A 25,782-nucleotide genomic window follows, 5' to 3' on the forward strand; every position below is an offset into this window, starting at 1 on the left:
ATCTCATTTCTTCACAATCTCACCAGGCATGATCAGCGAATCAAATCCAGCCAGATCGGCCGGTTTTACATTGGCTTTGTATCCATTGAAATTGAAAGTGGTGGGCTTGTAAGGGCCGACGAATGCGATATTGTTAGTGGGCTTAATGGACTTCTCCATGCCCAGTCCCCAGAACATGGCGTTCACTGCCATTCTCCGGAAGCCTTCATTCAGCAGGTCTTCGGAAGCTCCGTGCGTAGTTGTAAAAGATCTCCCTTTTTGCCCGCTTTCTACCTGGTATTCCTTGATCCAGGCGACCGGCAACAACTCTTTTGTGGGATCCGGTGCGGAAGTGGCGGTCATTCCGTTTAACACTTGTCCCCGCGCGAGTACCGTACCTTTCGGTTCGGCAGTATACCCGCCCGATTGTACCCACACATCTTTCACCCCGGTCATAATCGGGTGCACGGCTTCTGATTGCTCAATGATCAGCTTCGAAGACTGCTTGTGGTTGGTACCATAATGCGACACCCAGGTTTCGCCAAGTACCACTTCCCCGAAACCATCTTTCCAGCTTGTTTTATCACCCTTGTAGTTCCAGGTATAATGTTCCCATTTAGGATCATTTTTTATTTCAAATGCGTGTGTAGATGTGCGGAAAGCTACGATTGGTCCGCCGCGTTTGATATACTTATCCATGTGCTGCATTTGTTGATCCTCGAAATGCGCAAACCGCATGAAAATCACCAGCAGATCGGCTCTATCGAGCACTTCCAATCCTTTCAGGTTCGAGCTGCCGGGCAGGATATTGCCTGCGTCGTCCAGCCCCCAGATGACCGTGCAGGTAAAACCATACCGTTTTGCCATAATCCGCGCCAGCGCAGGCAGCGATTCTTCACTGCGGTATTCGTGGTCGGTAGCAACGAAAACGATGTTTTTACCCAAACCGGGGCCTTTGGCACCTTTGTAAACAACCTGATATCTGGAAGCGTCACCCTGCGCGAATGCAGAGAAATTCAGCAGAAGGAAGAGGAGAAGAAATTGCAGGTTGCGGGTCATAGTGGCTAGTTTACATCGGCTTTCGGCAGTCGGCTTTCGGCCTTTTACTGTTTCTCTTTCGGTTTTTACAACCTCGTGTTAGGAGGTTAATCTGGTCACGATGACGAAGTCCATCGCAAAAAAGGCGACTGCCGAAAGCCGACAGCCGAAGTCACTTATAATCCATGCTTCAAACACATCTCCCTGATAAACCGGTAGCCATTTTCAGCGATATCCCAGGGTTCATTAAACTCCCGCCACACGCCGATTGCATTGGCAAAGCCCGGATCGTTTCTTGAAAATGCTTCGATCGTAAGCCAGCCCTGATAGTTGATGGCGGCTAATCCTGCAAATGCATCATCCCACAAGATTTGACCGGTACCTGGTGTCCCGCGATCGTTTTCACTGATGTGAACGTGGGCTAGTACCGGCGCGATGGTCTGCAATGCGGTACCATATTTCTTTTCTTCAATATTGGAATGATGCGTGTCAAACATCGCGCGTACATTCGGGTGATTGGCGGCGGTCACCAGTTTGTGAAGCTGCTCCATGGTGTTGCACAGGTAGCACTCGAAACGGTTGAGTGCCTCCAATGCAAATGTGATATTGGCCTGTGCCGCATATTCCGCAGCCGCATTCAATACTTCGCCGGCCAATGCATATTCCTGATTCTCAGCCGGCCGATTTACAAAAACGGTATGTGCCGAATGGAATGGTCCGCAAATGATTTTCGCATTCAGATCATGCGCACGATCAACTGCCCATTTGATCTTATCCAAAGCTCTTTGGCGTACCTCTACGGACTCGCTCACAGGATTTTCATCCGCGCCCAAGGTCATTACCGCAGTAGTTTCCAGTCCAAGATCCTTGGTATAACCGCCCATTCGCTGGTAAGCAGCCGATTCCTGAGGCCCGAGATAAAATTCCACACCATCGTAACCGATACCTTTCAGCCTGTCGATAATCGGAAATAAATCATCCGACACTGACGCCGTCCAGGCAAGTACATTGAATCCTATTTTGTTCATTAAACTATTATATTTTTGAACAATGAAACGCTTCAATATCACAATATTGAAGGGAATATAAACGCAAACAGTTGAGTCCACTAGCAGATACCACCAATCTTTGATCGCTCGATATTCCGAAATCATCTTTGCAAGGTAATCCAACAACTTTAAGCCATTTAAATTTTGGCAGCTTTTGGTTGGGATATAAAATTTCGAATTGCTTAGATGTTGAGACTTCTAGATTATCAAATAAGTAACCCGTTAAGTCTAGCCTTTCAATCTCATTGGCAAGCCGCTCCGTAACTAAAAATACTGGAAATGAGCTTATCAAATCATCTCCTAACCAACCATCAAATTGGTAAACAAGAGTTCTCACTGTTGGTGGATGAGAAGAAACATCTAAATCAGTTCTCTCATCGAAGCTCCCCGAAACTTCTGGATCCAAAATATAAAACTCCATACTACTGCTTAATCCTCAAATCCTTAAACTCAACTTTCATGGGAGGGCCTACGTGTACCTGCATACCCAAATATCCCTTTTTACGACCATTGTAGGTATCATTGTCCGTAACCTCGCTCATGAGTACATCGTTGATATAATGCTGCAAACGGTTGCCTTTGATCACCAGGTGAAAGGTGTTCCAGTCTTCGCTTTTAATTAGTGTTTTGAGGGAATCGGAAGAGCCTAGTGAACCGGTCACTTCGAAGCCTTTCCATGCATTGGCTTTGATGTTGCTGCGTACACCTTCTGGTGTCTTATCGCCTGTGTATTCTTGGATCACCGTTCTTTGTCCACGATAGGCCAGTGTGGTGCGGCGGCGTTCTTCATAATTCTGGCCGGTGTAAGTATTTTTCCCGTCAATATCGGCCTGGTATCCTCTCAGCGCATTCGGCACATCCTCCACTTTTTCGCTCCGGTATTGAATGCCCGAATTACCGCTCTGCTGGATCTTAAATGAACCTTTCAGTTCAAAATCCCCCGGCTGACCGCCTTGCCAAACTATAAAAGAATTGGTTTTAAGAAGTGTTTCCGGAGTGATTTCGCCTACCAGATTCCCATTTTCCACCCGCCAGTATTTTGCATCATACTCCCAGCCTTTCAGGGACTTGCCATCGAAAATGGAAACAAACCCTTTCTCTTTCTTCTGGGCCACCGAAGTAGCCTGGCTTGCGATGACCAGCAGAGCTGCCAGCATAAAACCGGCTTTGACAAATCTGAAATTCATTTGAATTGGTTTTATAGGTTTAGTGACTTCCTTAATCTCCTTTTCCCTTACAAGAGGGTTTTTATAAAAGTTAATACTCTTAAAAAAGCAGAAAATTATATCCAAAAATTCCTAAAAATATCTGACCGACTATCCTGTACTAACCTGCTTGAAGGGGTGCAGCGCAAATAAAAAAGCGGAAAGACCAAGGTCCTCCCGCTTCTACAACAACTCACTCACTCAACCAACTTCACACAATCATTAAGGCATTAACACTTTGTCAATCACGTGGATTACACCATTTGACTGATAAACATCAGCTGTGGTAACTTTGCCTGAATTTCCTTTTGCATCGGTCACAATCAAGTCTTTTCCTTTCATTGAAAAAGTAAGTTCAGCACCTTGGGCAGTTTTCGCCATGGCCTTGCCGCCTCCGTCTTTGATCATTTTTGCAACCGATTTAGAATCCACTACTCCTGGAACAACGTGGTAAGTCAGTACCGAAGTAAGTGCTCCTTTATTCTCCGGCTTCAACAGGTTATCCACCGTTCCGGCTGGCAATGCAGCAAATGCGGCATTAACCGGTGCAAACACTGTGAATGGGCCAGTTGCTGATAGTGTCTCTACCAGTTCAGCTGCTTTTACCGCAGCTACCAGCGTAGTGTGATCTTTGGAGTTTACTGCATTCTCAATGATGTTTTTAGAAGGGTACATTGCAGCGCCTCCCACCATGACGGTTTTCTCTTTTTGTGCAAAAGCAGATCCGGTTGTAAACATCGCTGCGAGCAGCAAGCCCATGATTTTTGTTGACATTTTCATAATAAGAAACCTAGTTTAGTGATTTCCTTTATGTACGTCGATCAGATTCCGATCGATTAAATGCCAGATAATTTTCTTGCCGCTATCGCGTAACAGCAAGTAAAAAATATGTATCGGGAGAAAAATGAATGGAACGTCGGCGCTGGCAGATAGTTACCAAAAATTGGTAACTTTGATCTTCACATGTAAATAAATCGGAAATGGGAAAGAATACATCCATATCAATGGGCCAGCATTTTGATTCGTTCATTCAGACTCAAATAGCCAATGGCCGATATGCCTCTACGAGTGAAGTAGTTCGTGCAGGTCTTCGACTATTGGAGCAAGAAGAGCAAAAGCTGAGCTTGTTGCGACAAGCGCTTATTGAAGGCGAAGAAAGCGGCTGGTCAGAAAACTTTGACCCAGCAGATTTCAAGGCTAAATTGAAGAAGAACTATTCAGCCAATGAGTAGTTACAAACTTACCCGACTTGCAGAGAATGATTTGATAAGAATTTGGGAATATACAGTTCATGAATGGTCATTGCACCAGGCTGAAAAGTATCTTGACGGGCTATTATCGAGTTTTGAAGCAATAGGAGAAGGAAAAATAAAAGGCAAAGCGATTGATCAGGTCCGGAAAGGCTACCAGAAAACATTGTATGGAAAGCATTACATATTTTTCCGTTTTTCAACTGAAAACAAAGCTGAAATTATTCGCATCCTTCACGTCAGCATGGATGTTGAAAGGCATCTTTAAAGGAACAAAGCAGATGCGCCGTTCTCACTTTGCTCCTTTAATTGGTTCAGCTTACGGAAGCGGGTCGCCGGGTGTCTTTTTCGCGGGATCATAAATCGCCACCCCTACTCTCGAATCGGCGCAGCCGTAATATAGGTACCATTTCTTTTTGTGGTAAACCATTCCTTCAATAAACACTGTACCTGCTACATACTGGCCGCTTTTTTCAAATGCTTCCATTGGTCGGAAGAACGGCTTGTCGAGGCGGGCGAGTACTTTGGAGGGATCATTTTTGTCAAAAAGCACCTGACCGGCGCAGTAGCTGTTGGGTGTAAATTGCTTGTCGCCATCCTCGCCTTTGTCGTTTTTACCATTATATAAAAGGACAATGCCTTTGTCAGTCAAGATCGCCGGCGGGCCGCATTCGGTCAGGTTACTATCAAAATAGCCTTTGCGGGGGGAAATCAGGTTTACCAGGTTTTGCTTACTATCCACAACCGGCTCCCAGTTGATCAGGTCAGTTGATGTGGCCACATTTACATTCGCTTCTCCGAAATACAGCCAGTATTTTCCATTGATCTTTGCAATTACCTGCTTGTCGCCGACCAGTTTAGTTACAATGGAGCCCGACTTTGTCCATATCTCATTGAACTTACCCCCGTAAGCTTGTTTGAATACCGGCCCGTGTTTTTCCCAGTTGATCAAATCCCGGGAAGTCGCTACGCCAATGCGCGCCTTGTCCTGGTTCCATTGCGTATAAAAAACGACGTACAAGCCGTCCTCGGTAACTGCCACGCGCGGGTCCTCGCAGCCGCCCGGCCACTCCATTGCCTTCTGGCTGTCTTCCGCAGGGAAAAGCACAGGTTCTTTTTTCCTTTTAAAATGGATTCCGTCTTCACTTTCAGCATATCCGAGCCGCGATGTGCGCTTTCCTATCGCCTTACCTGCTTTATCTTCGGCTCGGTAAAGCACTACAATCTTTCCGTCCTTGATCGCAGCGGCTGGATTGAAGGTATCATTCGACTCCCAGTCAATCTGCTTTTTATTCATCGGGCAGAAGAATGTGGAGGTACTATCCGGTGAAATCACGGGGTTCACATTGGCCGGACGTTTGAAGCCTCCGAAAGTCCAGTCAGGCAATTTATTTTCTTTTTGAGCAGCCACCTCGCCGAAAAGAAGCGCGAGGCAAAAGAGTAATCCGGTAGTCGATTTGTTCATAGGTTGGTTAAAAATTGAAAAATCCGGTCTGAATATTCAAACCGGATTTTCTATTTCAAAGAAAACTTGTAATTATTTGTTGGCAACCAGGTTCACATCCAATGTAAAATCATTGTCAATCGCCTTATCGCCCAGGTTCTCGAAGAAGTTGGTCGAGCGGAATTTGATATCGTATTTGGTACGATCAATCGTCACTTTCGCAGTTGCAGTTACTTTTTGTGCATCCGATTTCACAGTAGCAGGAAACTTCACTTCCTCAGTGATGCCTTTGATAGTCAGTTTACCTGTCACATCATACGCATTTCCGCCTTTCGGAGTTACAGAAGAGATTACCAGCTTGGCTTGCGGGTGTTTTTCAACAGAGAAAAAATCATCACTTTTCAGGTGGCCGGTCAGCTTGCCGTTCATTTCCTTGTCGGTGATATCAGTTACTACAAGGTTCTTGATATCTGCCACAAAGCTGCCGCCTTTCAGCTTATCTCCGTCAACTACCAGAGAGCCGCTTTCCAATGGAACAGTACCCGCGTGGGTTCCTGTCACTTTTTTCGCTCCCCAGGTTACGCTGCTGCTTTTAGTGTCGACCTTCAATGTCTTGTCTGCAACCTTCGTCTTGCCAGGTCCGTCGGCAATTGCAGCAACATTGAACAACAAACCGGCTGCGGCTAGAAGAAACATTTTTTTCATAGTGGACTCCATCGTTTTAAGGTGAGAAAGATTTTTTTGTAATATAAAAAGATATAGTGAATTATAGAACTGTTGTTTCAATGCCTTACGGTACTTTCGGGATAAACGTTGCGTGCCGCTTCAACACTTAAGACCCACTTAGCTTATACAATATCTCCTTCCCCTCACTCCAATCAGAAAGTCCTGAAACGGCATTGATATGACCTTTCTTTCCTACATTGATAAACTCGCTGCCCCAGTCTGCTGCAAACGTCTGTGACCGCGCGATACTCGCATACATATCGTTGGTACTCGCCACTACAATCGTCGGAAAGCTGATTTTTCCGGTCGGGATTGGCGTAAAACCTACCACGAAGTTCAGGCGTTTTGACAGATCGGCATCAGCCGGCGCAACCAGCAATGCACCCTTTATATGCTCCGAGTGAAACTCCTGCGCCCAATGCGCTACGGTAATGCAGCCCAGGCTGTGGGCTACCAGTACAGTCGGCCCTTTCAATTCGCTGATTTCCTTTTGCAGCTGCCCTACCCATTCTTCTTTTACAGGCCAGTCCCAGTTTACCTGTTGTACCCGGTTGAAATGGGCGGGATACTGCTCTTCCCAGATTGTTTGCCAATGCTGCGGCCCTGAACTGGCAAGACCCGGAACTGTCAGGAAATGTGTGTTTTCGAACCCTTGCATATTATACTACAACTTAACAGTTGAATCATTTTAAAGTAAAAACACCGAAAATATATTACATCTTTACAACCATCACACATCTGAAACCGAGATTATTACTCCCGCTTGTAACTTCACCTTTACCGCGGCTCCCCGCTTTATAGCGAATGCAATATTCGTCGCTGCAAAGAAATGACCCTCCCCGTTGTACGCGCTTGACAGCGCCTGGCTCGTCGGGATCATAGCTGTCTGACGGGCCGGTGGGGTTTACCTTCGCACTTTTCTGATAGTAATCCGGCCGGTACAGATCCTCGCACCATTCCCACACATTTCCGTCCATATCATAGAGCCCGTACGGATTTGCTGGAAATGTTTTTACCGGCGCGGCAGTCAGGTAGCCGTCTTCTTTAGTGTTTTTGTCGGGAAAGCTGCCCTGGTAAATATTGGCGACCCATTTATTACCGGGTTTGAGTTCATCGCCCCAGTAGTAGGTGTGGTTTCCCTTGCCGCCCTGCGCCGCATACTCCCATTCCGCCTCTGTAGGAAGCCGCTTGCCAGCCCATTTGGCATAAGCAGCCGCATCCTCGTGAGCGACGTGGATCACCGGATAATTTTCTCTTCCTTTAATTGAACTTTGAGGCCCCTCGGGGTGCGACCAGTTTGCGCCTGGTACGTAATTCCACCATTGAAGCGGGTTATCAAGACTCACCCGCGTGGGCGTGGGCGTAAACACCGCAGAGCCGGGCACCAGTTTATCCGCAGGCACGCCCGGGTAATCGGCGGGGTTCAGCGGCCGCTCCGCCACTGTTTTGTAGTTCGTTGCTTTGACGAACGCTGCAAATTCCGCATTGGTTACCTCGTGCGCGTCCATATAAAATCCGTCGACCGTTACTTCATGCATCGGTCGCGAGTCGGGAAATTCGTCGGCGCCCATTAAAAACTTACCTCCTTTGATCCACACCATGCCGGTCGTGTCGCCTTTACCTGCGGTGATGTTCACCGCATTGGCGATTGCCGCTGCCCGGGAAGGAATGCCTTCGGAAATGCATTGGGCAATGCTGTCCGCCTTTTTTTCCTCAGCGGTTTTTTTGCTTCCGCAACCCAAAGCTGCGCCCGCAACAAGCGCGAGCAAGGCGAATCTTTGAAGGTTGTTTCTACTGATGTTCATTGATCTCACAAAAACTAATCATTAGTAACTTTAAAAATATCTTTCAATGCCTGTGTAGCAGCGTGGTACCCGCACATTCCATGCACTCCGCCGCCCGGTGGTGTTGACGAAGAACATATATAAATGTGCTTTGCTGATGTACGATAAGGCGAGGCGCTGAGTACAGGTCTTGAATAAAGCTGAAAAATATCCTGCATTCCCCCATTGATATCGCCTCCGATGTAGTTGGAATTATAACGTTCGATCTGGGCAGGGCTCATGGTACTTCTTGCTTTGATTATATCCCTGAACCCTGGCGCAAACCGCTCCACCTGCTGTTCGACAGCCGCCGTCATATCACGCGTTGATCCGTTTGGAACGTGGCAATATGCCCAGGCCGAGTGCTTTCCCTCAGGTGCGCGGGTTTTGTCAAACGTGCTTTGCTGTGCTACGAGTACAAAAGGCTTGTCTGAATGGATACCCTTTGCTATTCCTGCTTCATATTTTGCGATTTCTTCAATGGTATTGCCAATATGAACAGTGCCTGCCCGCCGGCACGCTGCTGCCGTAAATGGGATTGGCTCTTCCAGGGCCCAATCTAATTTGAAGACACCGGCACCATACCGGTAGTTGAGCAGCCTGCGGCGATACAAAGAAGTCAGCTCGTCCCCGGCGATCTGTACCAGCTGCCTGGGGGTAACATCCATTAATATAGCTTTTGCAGCCGGCAGCTCATTTATACTGTTGACACGGAAATTTGTTCTGATCTCTCCACCCAATGATTTGAAATAGGTTGCCAGTGCGTCAGCCAGCGACTGACTTCCACCTTTTGGGATCGGCCAGCCATACAAATGCCCAGCCGCCATCAACATGATCCCGAAAGCCGAGGTAGCCGCATTTTCCAGTGGCTGAATGGAATGCGCCGCCATGCCGGCCCACAATCCTCGCGCTTCTTTCGCCTTAAACCTCCCCGCCGACCAGGTAGCAGGTGGCAGCGCTTTCAATCCAAACTTTGCCAGTGACAGCGGATGTTCCGGAAAAGACAAAGGCCCCAGGAGATCCGGCAAAATTTCCGGAATAAGTTCTACCAGCCCGCCCATAAAGTCCAGGTAAGCGGATTCATCCACACCCAGGCTGTCTGCTGTTTTCGCAACCGACTGATCCAGGATTGCTGCATGACCCTCGTCAAAAGGATGTGCTGCGGCTAACGTAGGCTGGATAAATTCCACACCCAGCTCACGCAATGGAATGCTTTTGAAGAATGGCGACATTAACGCCATCGGGTGTACAGCCGAACAAACATCGTGGATATAACCCGGCAAGGTCAGCTCCGCGCTCCGCATTCCTCCGCCGATCGTCTCTTTGGCTTCCACAATCAGAACGGACAGTCCGCGACGTTGCAGGGTAATCCCTGCCGCCAATCCATTCGGACCGGCGCCAACTACCACCGCATCATATTGTTTGCTACCCACGTTACTATTTTTTAGCAGATGCAAGCACCTTCAATGCTTCCTCATCCTTGTATTCTTCCATTAAAACTTCCAGCTTGCTTTTCAGATCAGCGGTAAGCGCCTCTGTTCCTCTGGTACCATAAATATTATTGACCTCGCTAGGATCTTTCTGCAAATCAAAAAGCTCCCACGAATCGGCCCCGCCGTAGAAATAAGCCAGCTTGTAACGGTTCGTTCTCAAACCAAAATGCGGATACACGTGGTGAGGCTGCGGGAATTCATAATAATGATAGTAAGCCTCCTTCCGCCAGGGTACCTGCGCAGTCTGACTGTTTTGCAGTCTTGGCAAAAACGATTTACCCTGCATATCTGCCGGTACTTTCACACCTGCAATGTTCAGAACAGTCGGGGCCCAGTCGATATTCACAACGAGGTCATTATTCTTAGTCCCCGGCTTGATTACGCCCGGATACCGGATCACAAATGGTGTTTTCAGTGATTCTTCGTAGATAAAACGCTTGTCAAACCAACCATGCTCGCCCAGGTAAAATCCCTGATCGGACGCATAAATCACAACTGTATTCTTTGCCAGTCCGCTCTTGTCGAGGTAATCGAGCAACTTTCCGATATTCCTGTCCAGCGATTTCGCAACGGAGTAATAGTCGCGCAGGTAACGCTGGTATTTCCATTCGGTCAATGCTTTTCCGGTCAGCTTCTTGTCGGCAAACTCTTTTGATATCTTATCGTAATACCCCTTAAATATCTTTTTCTGTTCTGCGTTGAAGCGATTGTAAGTCCAGTCTTTCTCGAAATCCGCATTCACTTTCAGATCTTCTTTCAGCCGCATTGTTTTTTCAATCGACATATCCTGGTCCAGTGCGGCCGCTCTTCCTTTATAATCATCGTAAAAATTGGCAGGAAGCGGAAAGTTCACATTGTCGTAAGCACCCAGATCCTGCAAATCGGGCAGCCACTCGCGGTGGGTTGCTTTGTGCCCTACTATGAGGAAAAAAGGTTTGGAATTGTCCCGCTTGTCGAGCCAGTCCGTTGAGAACTTGGTGATCAGATCAGAAACATAGCCGGTGTGCCGGGTAGTATCGTTGGGCTGACCGATAAAATCAGGATTGTAGTAGCTGCCCTGCCCCGGCAGTACATTCCAGTAATCGAAGCCCGCAGGCAAACTATTTAAATGCATTTTCCCGATCCACGCAGTCTGGTACCCGCCCTGCCGGAGTGTCTCTGAGAGTAGGGTCTGATTGGTATTGAACCTGGTATTGTCATTTCGTTTATACCCGTTTAAATGGCTGTACTTACCCGTAAGCAAAGTAGCCCGGCTTGGCCCGCAAATGGAATTAGTAACCAGGTTGTTTGTCAGCAATGCACCTTCTTTGGCAATGCGGTCGATATTGGGCGTTTTTACATACTTATTCCCATAGGCGCTGATCGCCTGGTAAGCGTGATCATCGGAAAAAATAAAAATGATATTCGGCCGGCTGGCTGTTTGCGCCGCTGCAAAACCCATTGAAAAAATGGCCAGACCAGCGATAACCACGGCTTTACGAAATGAAAAAAGGAGACCTAAAATCATAACTCTATTAAGTTGGTAGACAAAATAAGCTTATACAAATGATTAATCAAATATTTGCGTGTTTTTGGCTTCGTATTAATTCTGATTGAAAGCTTCAAATTGTCCATTTCTTCCCAAAACTCAACCATACGGCAAACAAAAAAGCCGGAACCTTGTGGGTTACCGGCTGATCAGGGAGGAATTTGCGTGCTATTTTTTTGCGCGGTTCATCGCTTCTGCCATTTCCAGGTGGTGTTTCAGGGCTGGCACTTTGCCTGCTGCCCACGATTTCACGTCCGGATCTTTGGCATCTTTGGCAGCTTCCTCAAACTTGCTGATATCTTCTTTATGATCATCAACCATAAATGAGATGTATGCCTTGTCAAACTCAGCGCCTTTTTTGGCAGCGAGTTCGTCATATTTCTTCTGCTTCTCGTTGCTCAGCATAGCGGGAAGCGTGATATTCTTCTGTTGTGCCAAAGCTTTCAGCTCATCATTTGCCTTTCCATGGTCTGTCACCATAGTCGCCGCAAATTTCTTCACATCAGCGCTGGCGGCATTTGTTTTGGCCAGCTCGCCCAGCTGAACTTCCATCATACCGCCGTCTGCAGCGGCGACTGCAAACTCTGAATCATCTTCCAGATCGGTATCGTCAAGCTTCTGCTCATTTTGCTCTTCTGCTACTTCTGCGGTATCCTCCGTCTTGTTGGAATTGCAGGCAGAGAATGCCATCATTGTAGCAAGTGCCAGCGAAGTAAATGCGATCTTTTTCATAATCATTTTAATTTTTTTGTGATTTTTGAATATGAAAATTGAAAAAAGTGTGCCAACCTCGGCTATTCCGCATTCACGAGCCGTTTGGAACAAGACGATCATCATAGCGGATATTACTTTTTCTCATTCTACAAAGGAGTGAATGCATTTTTTGAAAAAAAGTTATATTAGCTTTGCCGACCGACCTTATTGGCTCATAATATTCACACCCCCACTCCGGTAAAAGACAGAAAAAGGAGCCTCGCTCCTGAGAAAAGTAATGACGCAGGACAAACAATATCAGATTCTTCTCGCTGACGACGACGATGATGATACCTTTCTATTCCGAGAAGCTTTAGAACAAGTCTCCCCAAATTCACAGCTATCCATTGCCGCAAATGGCGTAGAGCTGACCGACAAGATCCAGGGCGACGAGCCGAAGCCTGACCTTATTTTTCTCGACATGAACATGCCGGTCAAGAACGGACTGGAATGTCTTGAAGAGATCAGGGCGACCCCGGGCTTTGAAAAAACACCTGTCATTATCCTGTCTACTTCGGTTGCCCAGTATCTTTGGGAATCAGCGTATAAAGGTGGAGCGAACCTGTACATTCAAAAGCCTACCAGCTTTGCGGGACTTGTAAATGTATTGGAGAAGTGCCTGTTCCAGAGCCTCAACCATACTACCCCGGCACATGTGGAACAATTTTTGATTACAAACTGATTTTAGAGGTTTGAATTAGCGTTCTATGAATGAAGTAACCGTTATTGAGAAGGAACAAGAATCGTTTATTAAGAATTTAAGAAGAGAAACTGCTGAAAGCCATCAAATTCTTGAAAACAATCAGCTTTCCAAAACGTTACTTGACCCAGCTGTTACCCTATCCGATTATCAGGCGTATTTGTCAAAAATCTATGGAATCACATTGGCTTGTGAACTGCAGATTTTCCCTATTCTGAACAACGTTTTGCCGGATAAGAACAACAGGTACAAATCTGCCCTGATCGTAAAAGACCTGTCCCGTACAGGAATGAGCGACGATCAGATCCGCGATTTGCCGATTCATCAGTTTGACTGCTCGGGCATTTCGGAGGCAATGGGCGTGATGTACGTAATGGAGGGTTCGACCCTCGGCGGGAAAATCATTTACAAGCATGTTCATGACAAACTGGGGCTGGATCCGGAGAGCGGCGCCGCTTATTTCTGGGGTTATGGCGATCAAACCGGCACAATGTGGAAAGCATTTGTGTCCGTGCTTGCTCAGTATGCCACCCGGAATAACGACAGTGCGACCATTATCGAAAGCGCCAAAAAAACTTTTACAGTAATTAACAGCTGGCTAAGCGATAGAAAAAATTAGTTGAATGAACATTAAGGATATAGTAAACAGGGACATCGTTAATCTGACGAATTGCGAAAGCGAACCAATTCACATTCCGGGTAGCATTCAGCCTCATGGATTCCTGTTTGGCATAAAAAAAGATACCCTCCGAATCGAATACTGCAGTGAGAATACAGGCAGCTATATCGGTCTCACACCGGACGCGATTCTTGGTAAATCATTAAAAGAAGTTGTCCCGGAGAAGCAGGCGGAAGAATTCGCCAGCTACGCCACAGTCCGGGTTATAGATACAGCACAGCCATTTGTATTTACCCTCAACGGGGTTTCCTACAATACGACGGTACACCAGAGCGGCGACACCATTATTCTGGAATTTGAGCCTTTCCCTGACGGAACGATCAACTTACCTAATTTATATAACCAGACGAGGCATTTTGTGTCGGTACTGGAAAAAACGACTTACCTGCAGGAGCTTTGCCAGGAGATCGCAAATGAAACACGGGAGATCACGGGTTACGACCGTGTAATGATCTATCGATTTGATTCAGAGTATAATGGAGAAGTAATTGCCGAAAGCAAGGTAGACGAAATTGACTCTTTCGCCGGACAAATGTACCCGCACACGGACATTCCGGTGCAGGCGCGCGAACTATATATCCGCAATCCGTTAAGAATGATCGCGGATATCAATTATGAGCCTGTCCGTTTGCTGACCCTTGACGATGGAAATAAGAAAGACAACCAATCGCTTGACCTGAGCCTCTCCATTCTGAGGAGTGTTTCGCCCATTCACATTGAGTACCTGAAAAACATGGGCGTAGGCGCTACATTGACAATTTCCCTTCTTCAAAACGGTAAGCTGTGGGGATTGATAGCGTGCCACCATTATTCCCCCAAAGTGTTGCCTCATTACACGCGGCTTTCTGCATTGCTTCAGGGACACTTTCTTACGTCGCAGATCGCTGTGAGAGAAGTTGCGGAAGAATTTGAGATTGGCCAGGAAGTAGACCGGGCGCTTTCGGATTCTCTGACGCTTTTACACGAAAATGAGAACTTTATTGAAGCCTGTCATCAGTCGCCTTCCATTCTCAGATTGGCCAATGCTACCGGAGCTGTGATATACTACAATGGCGAATTGTACAAAAATGGCCTGGTGCCGGGTGACGACGAGTTGATTGCTTTGATGACCAAACTCGCAGAAAAATACCCGACCCAGGGGTTTTATACAGACAGGCTCTCGGATATTTTCCCGGAAGCCAAGTCGTTTTCGAAATTTGCGGCGGGCATAATTTATCACTCTGTGGCGTCGGTGAATCCGGACGGTATCTTGTGGTTACGGTCGGAGAAAGTGGAAACTATCAACTGGGCCGGCAATCCGGACAAGGCGGTGTTGGCTAACGAGGATGGTTTCCGTCTTTCGCCAAGAAAATCGTTTGAGCTTTGGATGGTTGAGGTAAAAGACAAGAGCCTTCCATGGAGAAAATTGGAGCTCAGCGCTGCTTCCAATTTCTCTTATGCATTGCAGAAGCACATTAATTATCAGCTGATCCGGACGCAGGAAGATAAGAACCGGATTTTGAATGAAGAATTAAAAACGGCGAACAAAGAGCTGGCTAACCTGAACTGGATCAGCACGCACGATTTGAAAGAGCCGCTTCGTAAGATACAGATATTCGCTTCCAAAGTACTTGATCGGGAAGATCCTTATCTCTCGGCACAAGTGAAGGATTCGGTGGAAAGAATGCGTTTTGCCGCCGAGAAAATGCAGGCGCTGATCGAAGATATCCTGACCTATTCCAAAACAGGAAATATGGAAAAGGTATACGAATCCATTGACCTGAATGAAATTGCTGCCGCAGTTATCAAAGAGCTGCGCGATACCATCGAGGAGAAAAAAGCGGTAGTTACCTACGACAAGCTGCCTGTTCTGTCGGTGATCCCGTTCCAGATCCGCCAGCTGTTTATCAACCTGATCAGTAACGGAATTAAGTTTACAAGTTCCGAAGTATTGCCATTGATCCACATCCGTGTATCGAAAGTGAACGGCAGTGATGTTGGCGACGAAAAGGCTGTTAACGATGTACAGTACTACCGCATTTCGTTTATAGATAATGGTATCGGCTTCGAGGACGAATACAAGGAGCGGATATTCGATGTATTCCAGCGCCTGCACCCTGCCCACCGGTATCCCGGGACGGGAATCGGACTTGCGATTTGCAAAAAAATTATGGAAAACCATAAAGGCTTCCTGATCGCTTCTTCCGAACTGGGCATAGGCTCTATCTTCGATGCCTACTTTCCGGTAGAATAGTTTCAAGAGAAAATTCAAATTGAGTATATACTTCCTCAGCAAAGCCTGATCCGGGCCGGGCTGAAGAATTTTCATTTGTGATACCATCCCTGAAAAGCTGATTTAGAAGCTTTTGGCGCGGCACATCTTGCCTACTTCCGCTGGTACTACTTTGTTATAACAAAGGCCTAGAAAGTAAATGATTGTGAACATGCAAGCAACCGCAGTAGGGACGCTCACGGAAGTACCTGAAATATCCGCACGACAGTTTAAAAAGTTAAGAAAAGACCCCGCGCTCACAGCAGCGGCTGTGGGATTAAATTATATCAAATCGGGATACGCGCCCGGTTACCTGCGCAAAGGAAAAGCACCGCGCTTCTTTTATGTAGACCCGCAGGGAAACAGGGTGAAAGACAAAGAGGTAATTAAAAGGATCAAGTCGCTGGTACTTCCTCCGGCCTGGAAAGAAGTTTGGATCAGCAACGATTTGAATGCGCATTTGCAAGCCACGGGAATAGACGATGCGGGCAGGAAACAGTATCGTTATCACCCGCAATGGAACCTGATCCGCAATCAGGCCAAATACTTCCGGCTGCTTACATTCTCTGATGCACTCCCCGCGCTACGGGAACAGGTAGAACACGATCTCCGAAGGCGTGATTTCGACCTGAACAAATCCATTGCATTGGTGGTAAAGCTGATGGACAAAACCTGCATTCGAGTAGGAAATCAGCGTTACAAGCTGAAACACGGATCATCGGGTATTACCACACTTGATGCGCGTGCAGCAACTGTGACCGGAAGCCGGATCCGGTTTGTATTTACAGGCAAAAAGGGGGTTAAACAAGATATTACATTACGTGATACCCAACTCGCCCGGCTCGTGAAGCAGTACAAGGAAATGCCGGGGAAGAGATTGTTTCAGTACACTTCAGAAGGAGGCGGCAAATGCGCGCTCAATGCAAGACAGGTCAACGATTATATCCGCGAGCATACCGGCTCGCACTTTTCGGCCAAAGATTTCAGGACTTGGATGGGGACTGTAACTGCATTTGAATACCTCACAACACAGGAAAAACCTTCGTCGCAGCGGCAATTAACAAGAACCCTAAACACCTGCCTCGACGTAGTGGCGGCGCATTTGGGAAACACAAGAGCTGTTTGCAAGAAGTACTATGTGCACCCGGCGGTGTTCCTTGCTTATGAAAATGACAGGATCAAGCGCTTTGCATCCAAGGATGTGGAGGAGATGAAATGGTTCTCCGCGAGTGAGCAAAGGGTTAAGTTGCTTTTGGCGCATCCAAAATCATGAAAAATGCGCCAGCGGGCAAGAATTCCTACATATACGTGTCCAGTGTTTTGTATCAGATCCTTGGGTACGATATAGAAATCAGGTTGGCACAGCATTTTTATTTTGAGTTACAAATGAGAATTTATCAACACTAAAAAACATAGATCATGGAAACCAATGAAAATTTAGTTGAGGTATTAAATGACCTGATCAGAATTAATAATGACCGTATTGAAGGCTATGAAAGAGCAATCAATGAGGTTGAAGATATCGACATCGACCTAAGAGGAATTTTCCAGAAAATGGCTAACGAGAGCCGTGAAAATATCAATGAGCTAAGCGCTGAGATCAGATCCCTGGGTGGGGAAGTAGCAACAGGCACTACAAACTCAGGTAAGATCTACCGGGTTTGGATGGATATCAAAGCTACATTCACAGGCCACGACAGACAATCTGCATTGGAGAGCTGTGAGTATGGCGAAGATGCTGCACAGGAAGCTTACGATGACGCACTGGCAACTGACGTAGATCTGCCGGTAAACGTCAGACAGATCATCGCTAACCAAAAAGCGGAGCTGCTCGAATCACACAACCTGATCAAAAAGTACCGCGACGTACATCAGGCGATCAACAGCTAAAAACCCCAAAACACACCAGCACGCACTAGCAATGAAAATGGCGAAATCTATCGATTTCGCCATTTTCATTTTCAAGCCATTATATTATCACTTTTATCGTAGATCAACCACTTCTACGCCGGGATATTGCTTGGCATTGAAAGTGAAGTAAGTATCGGCTACATTCACGTCAGGCTGGAACTGGTCGACTTTATAAGTTACCTGCTGTCCGTTTTTCTGGAAAATTTTCCAGCTGTTAATGGATTTATCAGCTTTATTCACTTCAATCTGCACCTTATCTACCTGGCTATTTTTGTTGGTAGATGTTAGCTCCACCACTTCCAGAGACTTGGCGCCTTCTTTTTTCTCTTTCAGGAATGCATACTTGAAGCCTTTCTTATAAGCTGAATAGATTCTTGTCGGGTCAAGGTCGCCGCCGGCAGTCGGATCGAAATCCTGTAAGTTTACTTCATTGGTTTCCTTGATATAAGTCGCCATAAGCTTTCCGTCATTGAAGATCTCCTGACCAGCCATTTTCAGTCTGAACTTTGTGCCTTTTACAGTTGCTTCACCTTTCAGCGGCTTGCCTCCTTCGGGTGAGTAAGTGAATGCAGCTTTAAAGGATTTGATCTTCTGATATTTGTTGCTCATTGCTTCCAGAATTGCAGATGATTTTTTATCACCCTGTGCAAATGCGGCAGAGCTGACAGCGATCAACATTGCAAAAAGTAAGCACGCGTTTATTCTCAGATTTTTCATATTGAGGTTTCAGTAAGTTAGATTGATTTTGAGGTTGTACAAAACTTAGACCATCACGGAAAATGAAGGTTTAATTCACGCCCATTACACGCAGGTGCTCTTCAAGTCCGCTCAGGTCGTGGAACATTACATCCCGCGCCTTGCTTCCGGTAAACGGACCTACCACGCCGAGTACTTCCAGCTGGTCCATGATCCGGCCGGCTCGGTTGTAACCCAGCTTCATTTTGCGCTGGATCAGCGAAGTACTGCCTTGCTGGTGCGTGACGATCAACCGTGCTGCGTCGGGCAATAAGCCGTCAAAATCATCCGGGTTCAACTCCGCTTTTCCTTCCGATGCATCCTCGCCTTCGTATTCAGGCAATGCATAAGCTTCGTCGTAGCCGCGCTGGCTTCCTATGAATTCGCAGACATCTTCAATTTCACGGGTGTCGATAAACGGACATTGCAGACGGATTACTTCCGAGTTGATCGCCAGCAGCATATCTCCCTGCCCCACCAGCTGCTCCGCTCCGCCCATATCAAGAATGGTACGCGAGTCAATGCTGGAAGTTACCCTGAATGATAAACGTGCGGGGAAGTTGGCTTTGATCAAACCTGTAATTACTTTCACAGAAGGCCGCTGGGTAGCTACTACCAGGTGGATACCTACCGCACGCGCCAGCTGCGCAAGCCGGGCAATGGGCGTTTCAACTTCCTTACCGGCGGTCATCATCAAATCGGCAAGCTCATCGATCACAAGCACGATATAAGGCAGGAACCTGTGCCCTTTTTCAGGGTTCAGTCTTCTTTGGGCAAATTTTGCGTTGTATTCTTTCAGGTTTCTAACAGCTGCTTCCTTCAATAGGTCGTACCGCGAATCCATTTCAATACACAATGAGTTCAATGTAAAAATTACCTTTTTAGTATCGGTAATGATCGCCTCCTCTGCATTCGGCAACTTCGCCAGAAAGTGTCTTTCCAGCTTATTGAACAGGGTAAGTTCTACTTTCTTTGGATCTACAAGTACGAATTTCAGCTCAGCCGGGTGTTTTTTATAAATCAGCGAAGCCAGGATTACATTCAATCCAACCGACTTTCCTTGTCCGGTCGCACCCGCCATCAATAAGTGGGGCATTTTGGCAAGGTCGACAATGTGGATATCGTTTGAAATCGTTTTACCCAAAACAATGGGCAGGTCGTAGTTTGATTTCTGAAAACGTTCATTGGCCAGTACCGATCGTGCAAAAACGGTCTCCCGATTCTTGTTAGGTACCTCAATACCAATTGTCCCGCGGCCGGGCATTGGAGCAATAATCCTGATCCCCAATGCGGCAAGGCTCAATGCGATATCACCTTCCAGGTTTTTGATTTTCGAAATACGTACACCTGCTTCCGGAATAATCTCGTACAATGTAACCGTCGGCCCGATCGTGGCCTTGATCTTGGATATATTAATCCCGTAGCTTCCCAGCGTATCTACAATCTTGGTCTTATTACTTTCCAGCTCTTCCTGACTCACCTTTTCATGGTGGTTATCTTCCACCTCATTCAGCAGATCCACTTTCGGGAACTGATAGGAAGGCAGGTCCAGCATCGGATCATATTGCCCGAATTCTCTGAGAATGGACGCATTTACATCTTCGTCTTCAAACTCTTCGGACTCCGGCTCGGCTACCTGCGTGGTATCTTCCACTTCCAGTTCGAGCCTGGTTTCAACCGGGGCAATAGGAACAGGCACAGGCGGCGCTACCGGCGCGGGTGCTGCGATCACTTTCTCCTGTTCGAGTATGAGCTCAGGCTCTTCTTCTAATAATTCTTCCTCATCGTCTTCCTCAGCAACCAGCTCATCGTCGTAAGTATCATTCACCACAGCTGCAAATCCTTTCGCAGGCTCAGCTACCTTTTCTCCGGCTACCTTTTCCTCAGCCGCCGCAGGAACCCCATTCAATTCAGGCGTTGCCTCAGGGCGGGCATTCTTCTGTTGCCAGGCCTCGTAAGCAGAGCGAGCATCGTAGAAGAAGACTGCAAAGACAAACAGTGCAAAGATGATCGGGAGTATACTTCCCCATTTCAGCCAGTCAAACAGCGCCACATTGACCATGTAACCAATCCCGCCGGATACAAAGCTCATGGTACTTTCTGTATTGCTCATCAAAATCACGTAGCCCATCAATGCGCTGATCCACAATGTGAAGAAGATCACCTCTTTGGTAGTACGGTTTAGCGGAATTATTTCTTTGTCAAAAGCCATTTTCCAGCCGGCTACAATAGGAACAAGGGGTAGCAGCAATGCACCTACGCCAAACCATCTGTAAACAAAGAAATGAGAGATCACTGCGCCAAGTACCCCGAAGAAATTGCGCGTCTGCCGGCCCGCATCACGAATGGACTGCTGACCAAGTCCGTCGATCACACTTTGATCGGCGATACCTGTAACGATATAGGAGATAAAGGCGATTTCAAGAAAAAATCCAAGCAAAATGAAGAAGATCCCCCAGGAGAAAGTGCCTTTGGGACTTGAAAAAATTTGCTCCCAATCAAAAGAGAAGCGAATGCGTGGCTCCGCAGCTTCCTCCGCTTTAGCACGTTGTGTGTTTGTTCTTGGCTTATTAACAGACATTTATTTCAACTCTGGGATGCGTGAAAGGTAATTTTCTACCTATTTCTGATCAGGGACTTGCAAATTCTTTTCGCCAGTCCCGGACCTTCATAGATGAATCCGGTATATAACTGGATCAATGCGGCACCTGCATTTTGCTTCTCCAATGCATCCGCGGGCGAGGCTATTCCGCCTACGCCAATGACTGGAAAAGCATGACCCGATTTATCGCAAAGGTAACGAATAACTTCCGTTGACCGATGTGTAAGTGGTGCCCCGCTTAGCCCGCCTGCACCTATTTGGCCGATCTCTTCAGAGCTGGTACGAAGGTTGTCCCGGGCGATTGTGGTATTGGTTGCAATCACGCCTGCAATTCCGGTTTCCTTTACAATATCAATGATATCGTCCAGCTGGCTGGTGGTCAGATCCGGCGCAATCTTTAAAAATATGGGTTTCGGACTAAATTTTTCGCGATTCTTTTGTTGAAGTTCTTTCAGCAATGCCGTCAAAGGCGCTTTTTCCTGTAAGTCGCGCAAGCCGGGGGTATTAGGCGAACTTACATTAACAACGAAATAATCCACGACATCGAACAGCTCGCGGAAACAGATCAGGTAATCGCTCAGCGCCTGATCATTGGGTGTATCCTTGTTCTTACCGATATTCCCTCCTAACAGAATCCCTGATTTGCGTTTACTGAGCTTAGCCGCAGCTACGGCAGCGCCTTTATTATTGAAGCCCATGCGATTGATCAGCGCCTTGTCCTTTTTTAACCTGAACAATCTCGGCTTATCGTTTCCCGGCTGCGGGCGTGGTGTTACCGTTCCGATTTCGATGAAACCAAAACCCAACGCTTCAAGCTGATCAACCATTTCGGCATTTTTGTCAAATCCGGCCGCGAGTCCCACGGGGTTCCTGAACCGCAATCCTGCAACTTCTGTGACCAGGTCGGGATGCTCAAATGTGTACATCGACCGCATCAACTGTGGCACAAACGGGATTTTGAATGCAAAATGGAGCAGGTCGGTCACAAAATAATGGATCCGTTCCGCATCAAACAGGAAAAGTATAGGGGAAATGAGGATTTTATACATGCTGCAAAAATAGGTGGTTTCGCAGCAAGGGGTGGAAGCAGAAGGAATTTATTTTTGACAAACAGGCTTTCCGTGGCGGCTTACTTCTCTTTGCGTTTGGCAAGCTCTTCCAGCATTTGATCTATCATAATTACATCATTCAAATCCTTCGGGCGCCGGGAAAGTAGCTTAGCTTCGCGCAAATCGTTTATATGTATAAAGTAAGTCTCTCCCATTGTTGTATTAAATGGCCTTGCCCGGCTGCGGCAAAGATTATAATCCATCCGCAAGTGAATGAAAGTCATGATATCAATGGGACCGTGCAGCCTTAATAATTGCGGTTCAGAAAAATTCAGCTCTTCTACTTCGTGAGGTCCTCTGTCTCACAGCCAAGCTTTTGAAGTGTTAGGAGCAACCTCTGCTTATTATCATCTTCAGGACGAATCCAGACATCGGCATCATGTGTGAATCTTGGCATACCATGCATTGCCAGGGCGAGTCCGCCTATAAGCAGGTAGTCAAGCCCGCATTCTCCGGCCGCTTTTACAAATTCCAGAAACTCAGAATTTTCTAGATCCATTCAGGTTTTAAGATGGTGATTGTTTTCCGGCTTGTGTTTGAAGAAACAGAGCGGTGTTCCGACGGAAAAAGCTCTTTGTACAGCTTTTTCAGTTGCCAGAATTTCTCCCAACGCTCTTCAAGCGATGAGTCTAAATTTGCTCTGAGCTGATCTGCGTCAAGTTCTTCAAATGAATCATAAAACCTGATTTTCTTTTTTTCCATAACTGAAAAACGGAGTAATCGCTGTTTCACAAAGATAATAAACTGAAAAACCTTAAAAGAGAATCTTCCTGAACTTCCGGCACGGGATTGTTTATGAATATTTCTTAATCTTAATTTTTTAATAATTTTATGTAATTGTTTCCAGGAAATGCACGTTAGCAATATTCAGGTAACTTTGCAGTTCCCGGGTCAAATCCGGTTCTTTCGGGTTACTCCCACACTACCTTCGATCGCATTGCGGCAACTTAATTCCTGGTAAAAATCAAAATCCTAACCCCGTGACAAAATCTACTTTTCTGAACCTTATCGTCTTTCTTGCATTCCCGATCAGCCTTTTTGCAAATCATTCCATTGCTCTTCCAGAAACAGTTCCGGTAACGTCACCGGCGGCTGAGGGTGGTAAGCTGGTGGGCAAAGTAGTAGAATCCCCGGCCAATACAGCCGTGAGCTTTGCCACAGTTGCACTGCTCGCCGCACGCGACTCTTCGATTACCGATGGCGTGGTAACTGACGAAAATGGCGCATTCACCATGTCGAATGTAGCGGCTGGCAGCTACTTGCTGCGCATAACCAATATGGGTTACCAGACCCTGTTTGTCCCGAATATCCGCGTCTCTCCAGAAGCCAACCTCGTCGACCTCGGTTCTATTACGCTGATCCCGGAAGCTCAAAAGCTTGCAGAAGTAGTCGTGCGAGGTGAGAAGAGCATGATCGTAGATGATATCGATAAAAAAATTGTCAACATCGGGAAAGATATGCTGGCGACCAGCAACAATGTAAGCGACCTGCTTGAAAAAGTACCGGCAGTTTCACTCGACGAAAACGGTAATCCGCAGGTTAGAGGAAAAGGAAACGTGGTAGTGCTTATCGACGGAAAACCTTCCAACCTCTACGGCAGCGACTTACCTACCATTCTTCAATCCTTCCCCGCCAACCTGATCGAAAGAATAGATGTAATGACTACGCCATCAGCCAAGTATGAGGGCGAAGGCGCATCGGGAGTTATTGATATTATCACCAAAAAAACCAAGATCCGCGGAACAAACGGCGGCGTTCGCATTGGTCTGGGGAATAAAAACAACCATAACGTTTCCGGCAACCTCAGCTACCGGGCGGGCAAGTTCGGGCTCAATGCATCGCTCAGCGGACAAAGTCGCGGCATGACCTGGAAGCGAACTTTGAGCCGCGACAATTTCCTCTCCGAAGAAAGCGCTCACCTGGAACAAAGCGGTACCGGTGCTAACAAAGGAATCAATGCATTCGGCAGAATCGGGATGAATTATGATTTCAACGAAAAGAATGCGCTGGAAATAGGGATGAATTATTCCCAGAATAGCAATCGCAACAACAGCAATCTGCTCAACGAGACCAGCAATACGTCCGGCGCCATAGTTGAAACCTTTCGCAGGCTGAATAACAGCACAGGAAATGGGAATAACATGAACTTCAATGTGGATTACCGCAAGAAGTTTGACAAAAAAGACCAGCAGTTCAACTTTACCACGAGCTACTCGATCGGTGAGTCGGACGGCGAATCTTATTATGTACAGGAAAGTGAAATCGACAGTCTGATGCGCGATCAGCAAAATTTACGCAACAACAACCGGAACTCACTTTTTGTCAATGCAGACTACACCTGGCCCATTACTTCCAAAGCAACACTGGAAACGGGGTTCAGGACGAGAATGAGCTCGAATGACAACACCAACTCATTTTACAACAAGAACCTGGAAACGGGCACTTATGTGTTTGATGAAAATATCAGTAACATTTTCGGATACCGCGATGCTACTTACACCGGCTTCATGACGTTCTCTCAGAAAACGGACGACTGGGGAATGCGGGTTGGTATGCGGGTAACAGATTACAACCAGGAAATCAACCAGATCAGCGCTGACCGCAAGTTCGACGTACATTTCCTTACACTCGTTCCTTCACTCGCGCTTACCCGCAAGCTGGGCGACGCTTCGCAGCTCAAACTAAATTACAGCCGCCGCGTACAGCGTCCCGAGGCCGACTGGCTGAATCCATTTACCGACGTATCCGATCCGCGCAACATCCAATCCGGTAACCCGAATCTCCGTCCGGAATTTACCCACAAAGCAGAAATGGGCTACTCGAATTACGAAGAGTCTGGCGGCTTTGGCCCGTCACTATTTATGGATTACAGTAACAATGCGATCACACGTATCCGCACGCTTGACGAGTCAGGCATCTCATTGACCAGGTACGACAATGTGGGCCGCGAGCTTTCCTACGGTTTTGAAACGGACTTTTCCAAGAAAATCGGGGATGTACTTAAAATCAATGGAAGCGGCAGGGTTTTCAGAAGCGAGGTAGTGTCACAAATCGCGCAGATCGACAACCGTACGTGGAGCTACTCCGGCAACCTGAATGCATTTATCACGCTTCCCGCCGACTTCCGTGCATCGGCTTATGTTAATTACGAAGGTCCGAGAGCAATTGCGCAAGGTACACGTGAAGGTGTTTTTCTCGCCAATATGGGAATCCGGAAGGATCTTTTGGAAAAAAAGGCTACAATCTCGTTTAACGTGCAGGATATATTCTTGTCAAGAGCCTACAAAAGCCAGCTGATGACGGAGACGTACTCTCAAAGCTCATTGTGGCAGCAGACAAACCGCCAGGTTAACCTTACATTCCAATATAGATTCGGCAAGATCTCCGCAAGCGGCGACGACGCATAAGAAAATGTCACCACAAAACACATAGAAAGGAAGGGCCGCCAAGCTCTTCCTTTTTTGTTTTACCCATATTATCATGGATATTCCAGGTAAGGGAACTATA

At 46.9% G+C, this 25,782-nt stretch carries 26 protein-coding genes; 8 read left to right on the forward strand and 18 right to left on the reverse strand.

The window, feature by feature from the left end; genetic code table 11:
- Positions 1-3 precede the first annotated feature (3 nt).
- The 5 genes from Q369_RS0126255 to Q369_RS0126275 form a co-directional block, all read right to left on the reverse strand.
- Entirely contained in the window at positions 4-1,038 is a 1,035-nt protein-coding gene (locus Q369_RS0126255; protein ID WP_031530688.1) for a ThuA domain-containing protein, read from the reverse strand.
- Between the two features lie 155 nt (positions 1,039-1,193).
- Positions 1,194-2,045: a sugar phosphate isomerase/epimerase family protein gene (locus tag Q369_RS0126260; RefSeq protein ID WP_031530689.1), complete on the reverse strand. Its 852-nt coding sequence runs from the start codon at positions 2,043-2,045 to the stop codon at positions 1,194-1,196.
- 7 nt (positions 2,046-2,052) lie between these two features.
- The gene (locus Q369_RS0126265; RefSeq protein ID WP_031530690.1) at positions 2,053-2,487 is read right to left on the reverse strand and encodes a hypothetical protein; all 435 of its coding nucleotides are present in this window, start codon (positions 2,485-2,487) and stop codon (positions 2,053-2,055) included.
- Between the two features lies 1 nt (position 2,488).
- Positions 2,489-3,223, reverse strand: a complete 735-nt coding sequence (locus Q369_RS0126270) for a 3-keto-disaccharide hydrolase (protein ID WP_229206961.1) — start codon at positions 3,221-3,223, stop codon at positions 2,489-2,491.
- A gap of 270 nt (positions 3,224-3,493) precedes the next feature.
- Positions 3,494-4,051, reverse strand: coding sequence for a fasciclin domain-containing protein (locus Q369_RS0126275; RefSeq protein WP_031530692.1), 558 nt, complete (start codon positions 4,049-4,051; stop codon positions 3,494-3,496).
- Between the two features lie 200 nt (positions 4,052-4,251).
- On the opposite strand from Q369_RS0126275, the gene Q369_RS0126280 reads away from it, so the two are divergent.
- Together Q369_RS0126280 and Q369_RS0126285 are read left to right on the forward strand one after the other, a co-directional pair.
- Positions 4,252-4,503 (forward strand): type II toxin-antitoxin system ParD family antitoxin, encoded by a 252-nt coding sequence (locus Q369_RS0126280; RefSeq protein WP_031530693.1) that lies wholly within the window; start codon positions 4,252-4,254, stop codon positions 4,501-4,503.
- Entirely contained in the window at positions 4,496-4,789 is a 294-nt protein-coding gene (locus tag Q369_RS0126285) for a type II toxin-antitoxin system RelE/ParE family toxin (RefSeq protein ID WP_031530694.1), read from the forward strand. The genes Q369_RS0126280 and Q369_RS0126285 overlap by 8 nt, the downstream gene beginning before the upstream one ends.
- Positions 4,790-4,840: 51 nt before the next feature.
- On the opposite strand, the gene Q369_RS0126290 is transcribed toward Q369_RS0126285, so the two are convergent.
- The 7 genes from Q369_RS0126290 to Q369_RS0126325 all read right to left on the reverse strand — a co-directional run bounded on the left by Q369_RS0126290 (position 4,841) and on the right by Q369_RS0126325 (position 12,267).
- Positions 4,841-5,986 carry a beta-1,2-mannosidase gene (locus Q369_RS0126290; protein WP_031530695.1) on the reverse strand — a complete coding sequence of 382 codons (1,146 nt, stop codon included), beginning with the start codon at positions 5,984-5,986 and terminating at the stop codon, positions 4,841-4,843.
- 72 nt (positions 5,987-6,058) lie between these two features.
- The gene (locus tag Q369_RS0126295; RefSeq protein ID WP_035333849.1) at positions 6,059-6,661 is read right to left on the reverse strand and encodes a YceI family protein; all 603 of its coding nucleotides are present in this window, start codon (positions 6,659-6,661) and stop codon (positions 6,059-6,061) included.
- Between the two features lie 136 nt (positions 6,662-6,797).
- On the reverse strand, positions 6,798-7,349 hold the full coding sequence (locus tag Q369_RS0126300) for an RBBP9/YdeN family alpha/beta hydrolase (protein WP_031530697.1): 552 nt from the start codon (positions 7,347-7,349) through the stop codon (positions 6,798-6,800).
- 55 nt (positions 7,350-7,404) lie between these two features.
- Complete coding sequence (locus tag Q369_RS0126305; protein WP_051664296.1) at positions 7,405-8,496, reverse strand: formylglycine-generating enzyme family protein; 1,092 nt, start codon at positions 8,494-8,496, stop codon at positions 7,405-7,407.
- A 14-nt stretch (positions 8,497-8,510) separates the two neighbouring features.
- Positions 8,511-9,947: a phytoene desaturase family protein gene (locus Q369_RS0126310; RefSeq protein WP_031530699.1), complete on the reverse strand. Its 1,437-nt coding sequence runs from the start codon at positions 9,945-9,947 to the stop codon at positions 8,511-8,513.
- 4 nt (positions 9,948-9,951) lie between these two features.
- Positions 9,952-11,514 (reverse strand): sulfatase family protein, encoded by a 1,563-nt coding sequence (locus Q369_RS0126315; RefSeq protein WP_031530700.1) that lies wholly within the window; start codon positions 11,512-11,514, stop codon positions 9,952-9,954.
- Positions 11,515-11,703: 189 nt separating this feature from the next.
- Positions 11,704-12,267, reverse strand: a complete 564-nt coding sequence (locus tag Q369_RS0126325; RefSeq protein WP_031530701.1) for a DUF4142 domain-containing protein — start codon at positions 12,265-12,267, stop codon at positions 11,704-11,706.
- Positions 12,268-12,526: 259 nt separating this feature from the next.
- On the opposite strand from Q369_RS0126325, the gene Q369_RS0126330 reads away from it, so the two are divergent.
- The 5 genes from Q369_RS0126330 (at position 12,527) to Q369_RS0126355 (ending at position 17,808) form a co-directional block, all read left to right on the forward strand.
- Complete coding sequence (locus tag Q369_RS0126330; protein WP_031530702.1) at positions 12,527-12,970, forward strand: response regulator; 444 nt, start codon at positions 12,527-12,529, stop codon at positions 12,968-12,970.
- A gap of 25 nt (positions 12,971-12,995) precedes the next feature.
- Positions 12,996-13,607: a biliverdin-producing heme oxygenase gene (locus Q369_RS0126335; protein WP_031530703.1), complete on the forward strand. Its 612-nt coding sequence runs from the start codon at positions 12,996-12,998 to the stop codon at positions 13,605-13,607.
- A 4-nt stretch (positions 13,608-13,611) separates the two neighbouring features.
- Positions 13,612-15,900, forward strand: coding sequence for an ATP-binding protein (locus Q369_RS0126340; RefSeq protein ID WP_031530704.1), 2,289 nt, complete (start codon positions 13,612-13,614; stop codon positions 15,898-15,900).
- A 190-nt stretch (positions 15,901-16,090) separates the two neighbouring features.
- On the forward strand, positions 16,091-17,191 hold the full coding sequence (locus tag Q369_RS0126345) for a DNA topoisomerase IB (protein ID WP_229206954.1): 1,101 nt from the start codon (positions 16,091-16,093) through the stop codon (positions 17,189-17,191).
- A gap of 146 nt (positions 17,192-17,337) precedes the next feature.
- The gene (locus tag Q369_RS0126355) at positions 17,338-17,808 is read left to right on the forward strand and encodes a ferritin-like domain-containing protein (RefSeq protein WP_031530706.1); all 471 of its coding nucleotides are present in this window, start codon (positions 17,338-17,340) and stop codon (positions 17,806-17,808) included.
- A gap of 93 nt (positions 17,809-17,901) precedes the next feature.
- Here Q369_RS0126355 and lolA1 read toward each other — a convergent pair whose 3' ends face one another.
- The 6 genes from lolA1 to Q369_RS0126385 form a co-directional block, all read right to left on the reverse strand.
- Complete coding sequence (gene lolA1 / locus Q369_RS0126360; RefSeq protein ID WP_031530707.1) at positions 17,902-18,546, reverse strand: outer membrane lipoprotein periplasmic chaperone LolA1; 645 nt, start codon at positions 18,544-18,546, stop codon at positions 17,902-17,904.
- A 70-nt stretch (positions 18,547-18,616) separates the two neighbouring features.
- Entirely contained in the window at positions 18,617-21,145 is a 2,529-nt protein-coding gene (locus tag Q369_RS0126365; RefSeq protein ID WP_031530708.1) for an FtsK/SpoIIIE family DNA translocase, read from the reverse strand.
- Positions 21,146-21,180: 35 nt separating this feature from the next.
- The gene (locus tag Q369_RS0126370; protein ID WP_031530709.1) at positions 21,181-22,215 is read right to left on the reverse strand and encodes a quinone-dependent dihydroorotate dehydrogenase; all 1,035 of its coding nucleotides are present in this window, start codon (positions 22,213-22,215) and stop codon (positions 21,181-21,183) included.
- Positions 22,216-22,295: 80 nt separating this feature from the next.
- The gene (locus tag Q369_RS29210; protein ID WP_157488325.1) at positions 22,296-22,478 is read right to left on the reverse strand and encodes a hypothetical protein; all 183 of its coding nucleotides are present in this window, start codon (positions 22,476-22,478) and stop codon (positions 22,296-22,298) included.
- Between the two features lie 77 nt (positions 22,479-22,555).
- On the reverse strand, positions 22,556-22,774 hold the full coding sequence (locus Q369_RS0126380) for a hypothetical protein (protein ID WP_051664297.1): 219 nt from the start codon (positions 22,772-22,774) through the stop codon (positions 22,556-22,558).
- Positions 22,765-22,977: a hypothetical protein gene (locus tag Q369_RS0126385; protein ID WP_031530711.1), complete on the reverse strand. Its 213-nt coding sequence runs from the start codon at positions 22,975-22,977 to the stop codon at positions 22,765-22,767. The genes Q369_RS0126380 and Q369_RS0126385 overlap by 10 nt, the downstream gene beginning before the upstream one ends.
- Positions 22,978-23,255: 278 nt before the next feature.
- On the opposite strand from Q369_RS0126385, the gene Q369_RS0126390 reads away from it, so the two are divergent.
- Positions 23,256-25,682 (forward strand): TonB-dependent receptor, encoded by a 2,427-nt coding sequence (locus Q369_RS0126390; RefSeq protein ID WP_229206955.1) that lies wholly within the window; start codon positions 23,256-23,258, stop codon positions 25,680-25,682.
- Positions 25,683-25,782 lie beyond the last annotated feature (100 nt).

The organism is Dyadobacter crusticola DSM 16708, from assembly GCF_000701505.1.
Lineage (GTDB): Bacteria > Bacteroidota > Bacteroidia > Cytophagales > Spirosomataceae > Dyadobacter > Dyadobacter crusticola.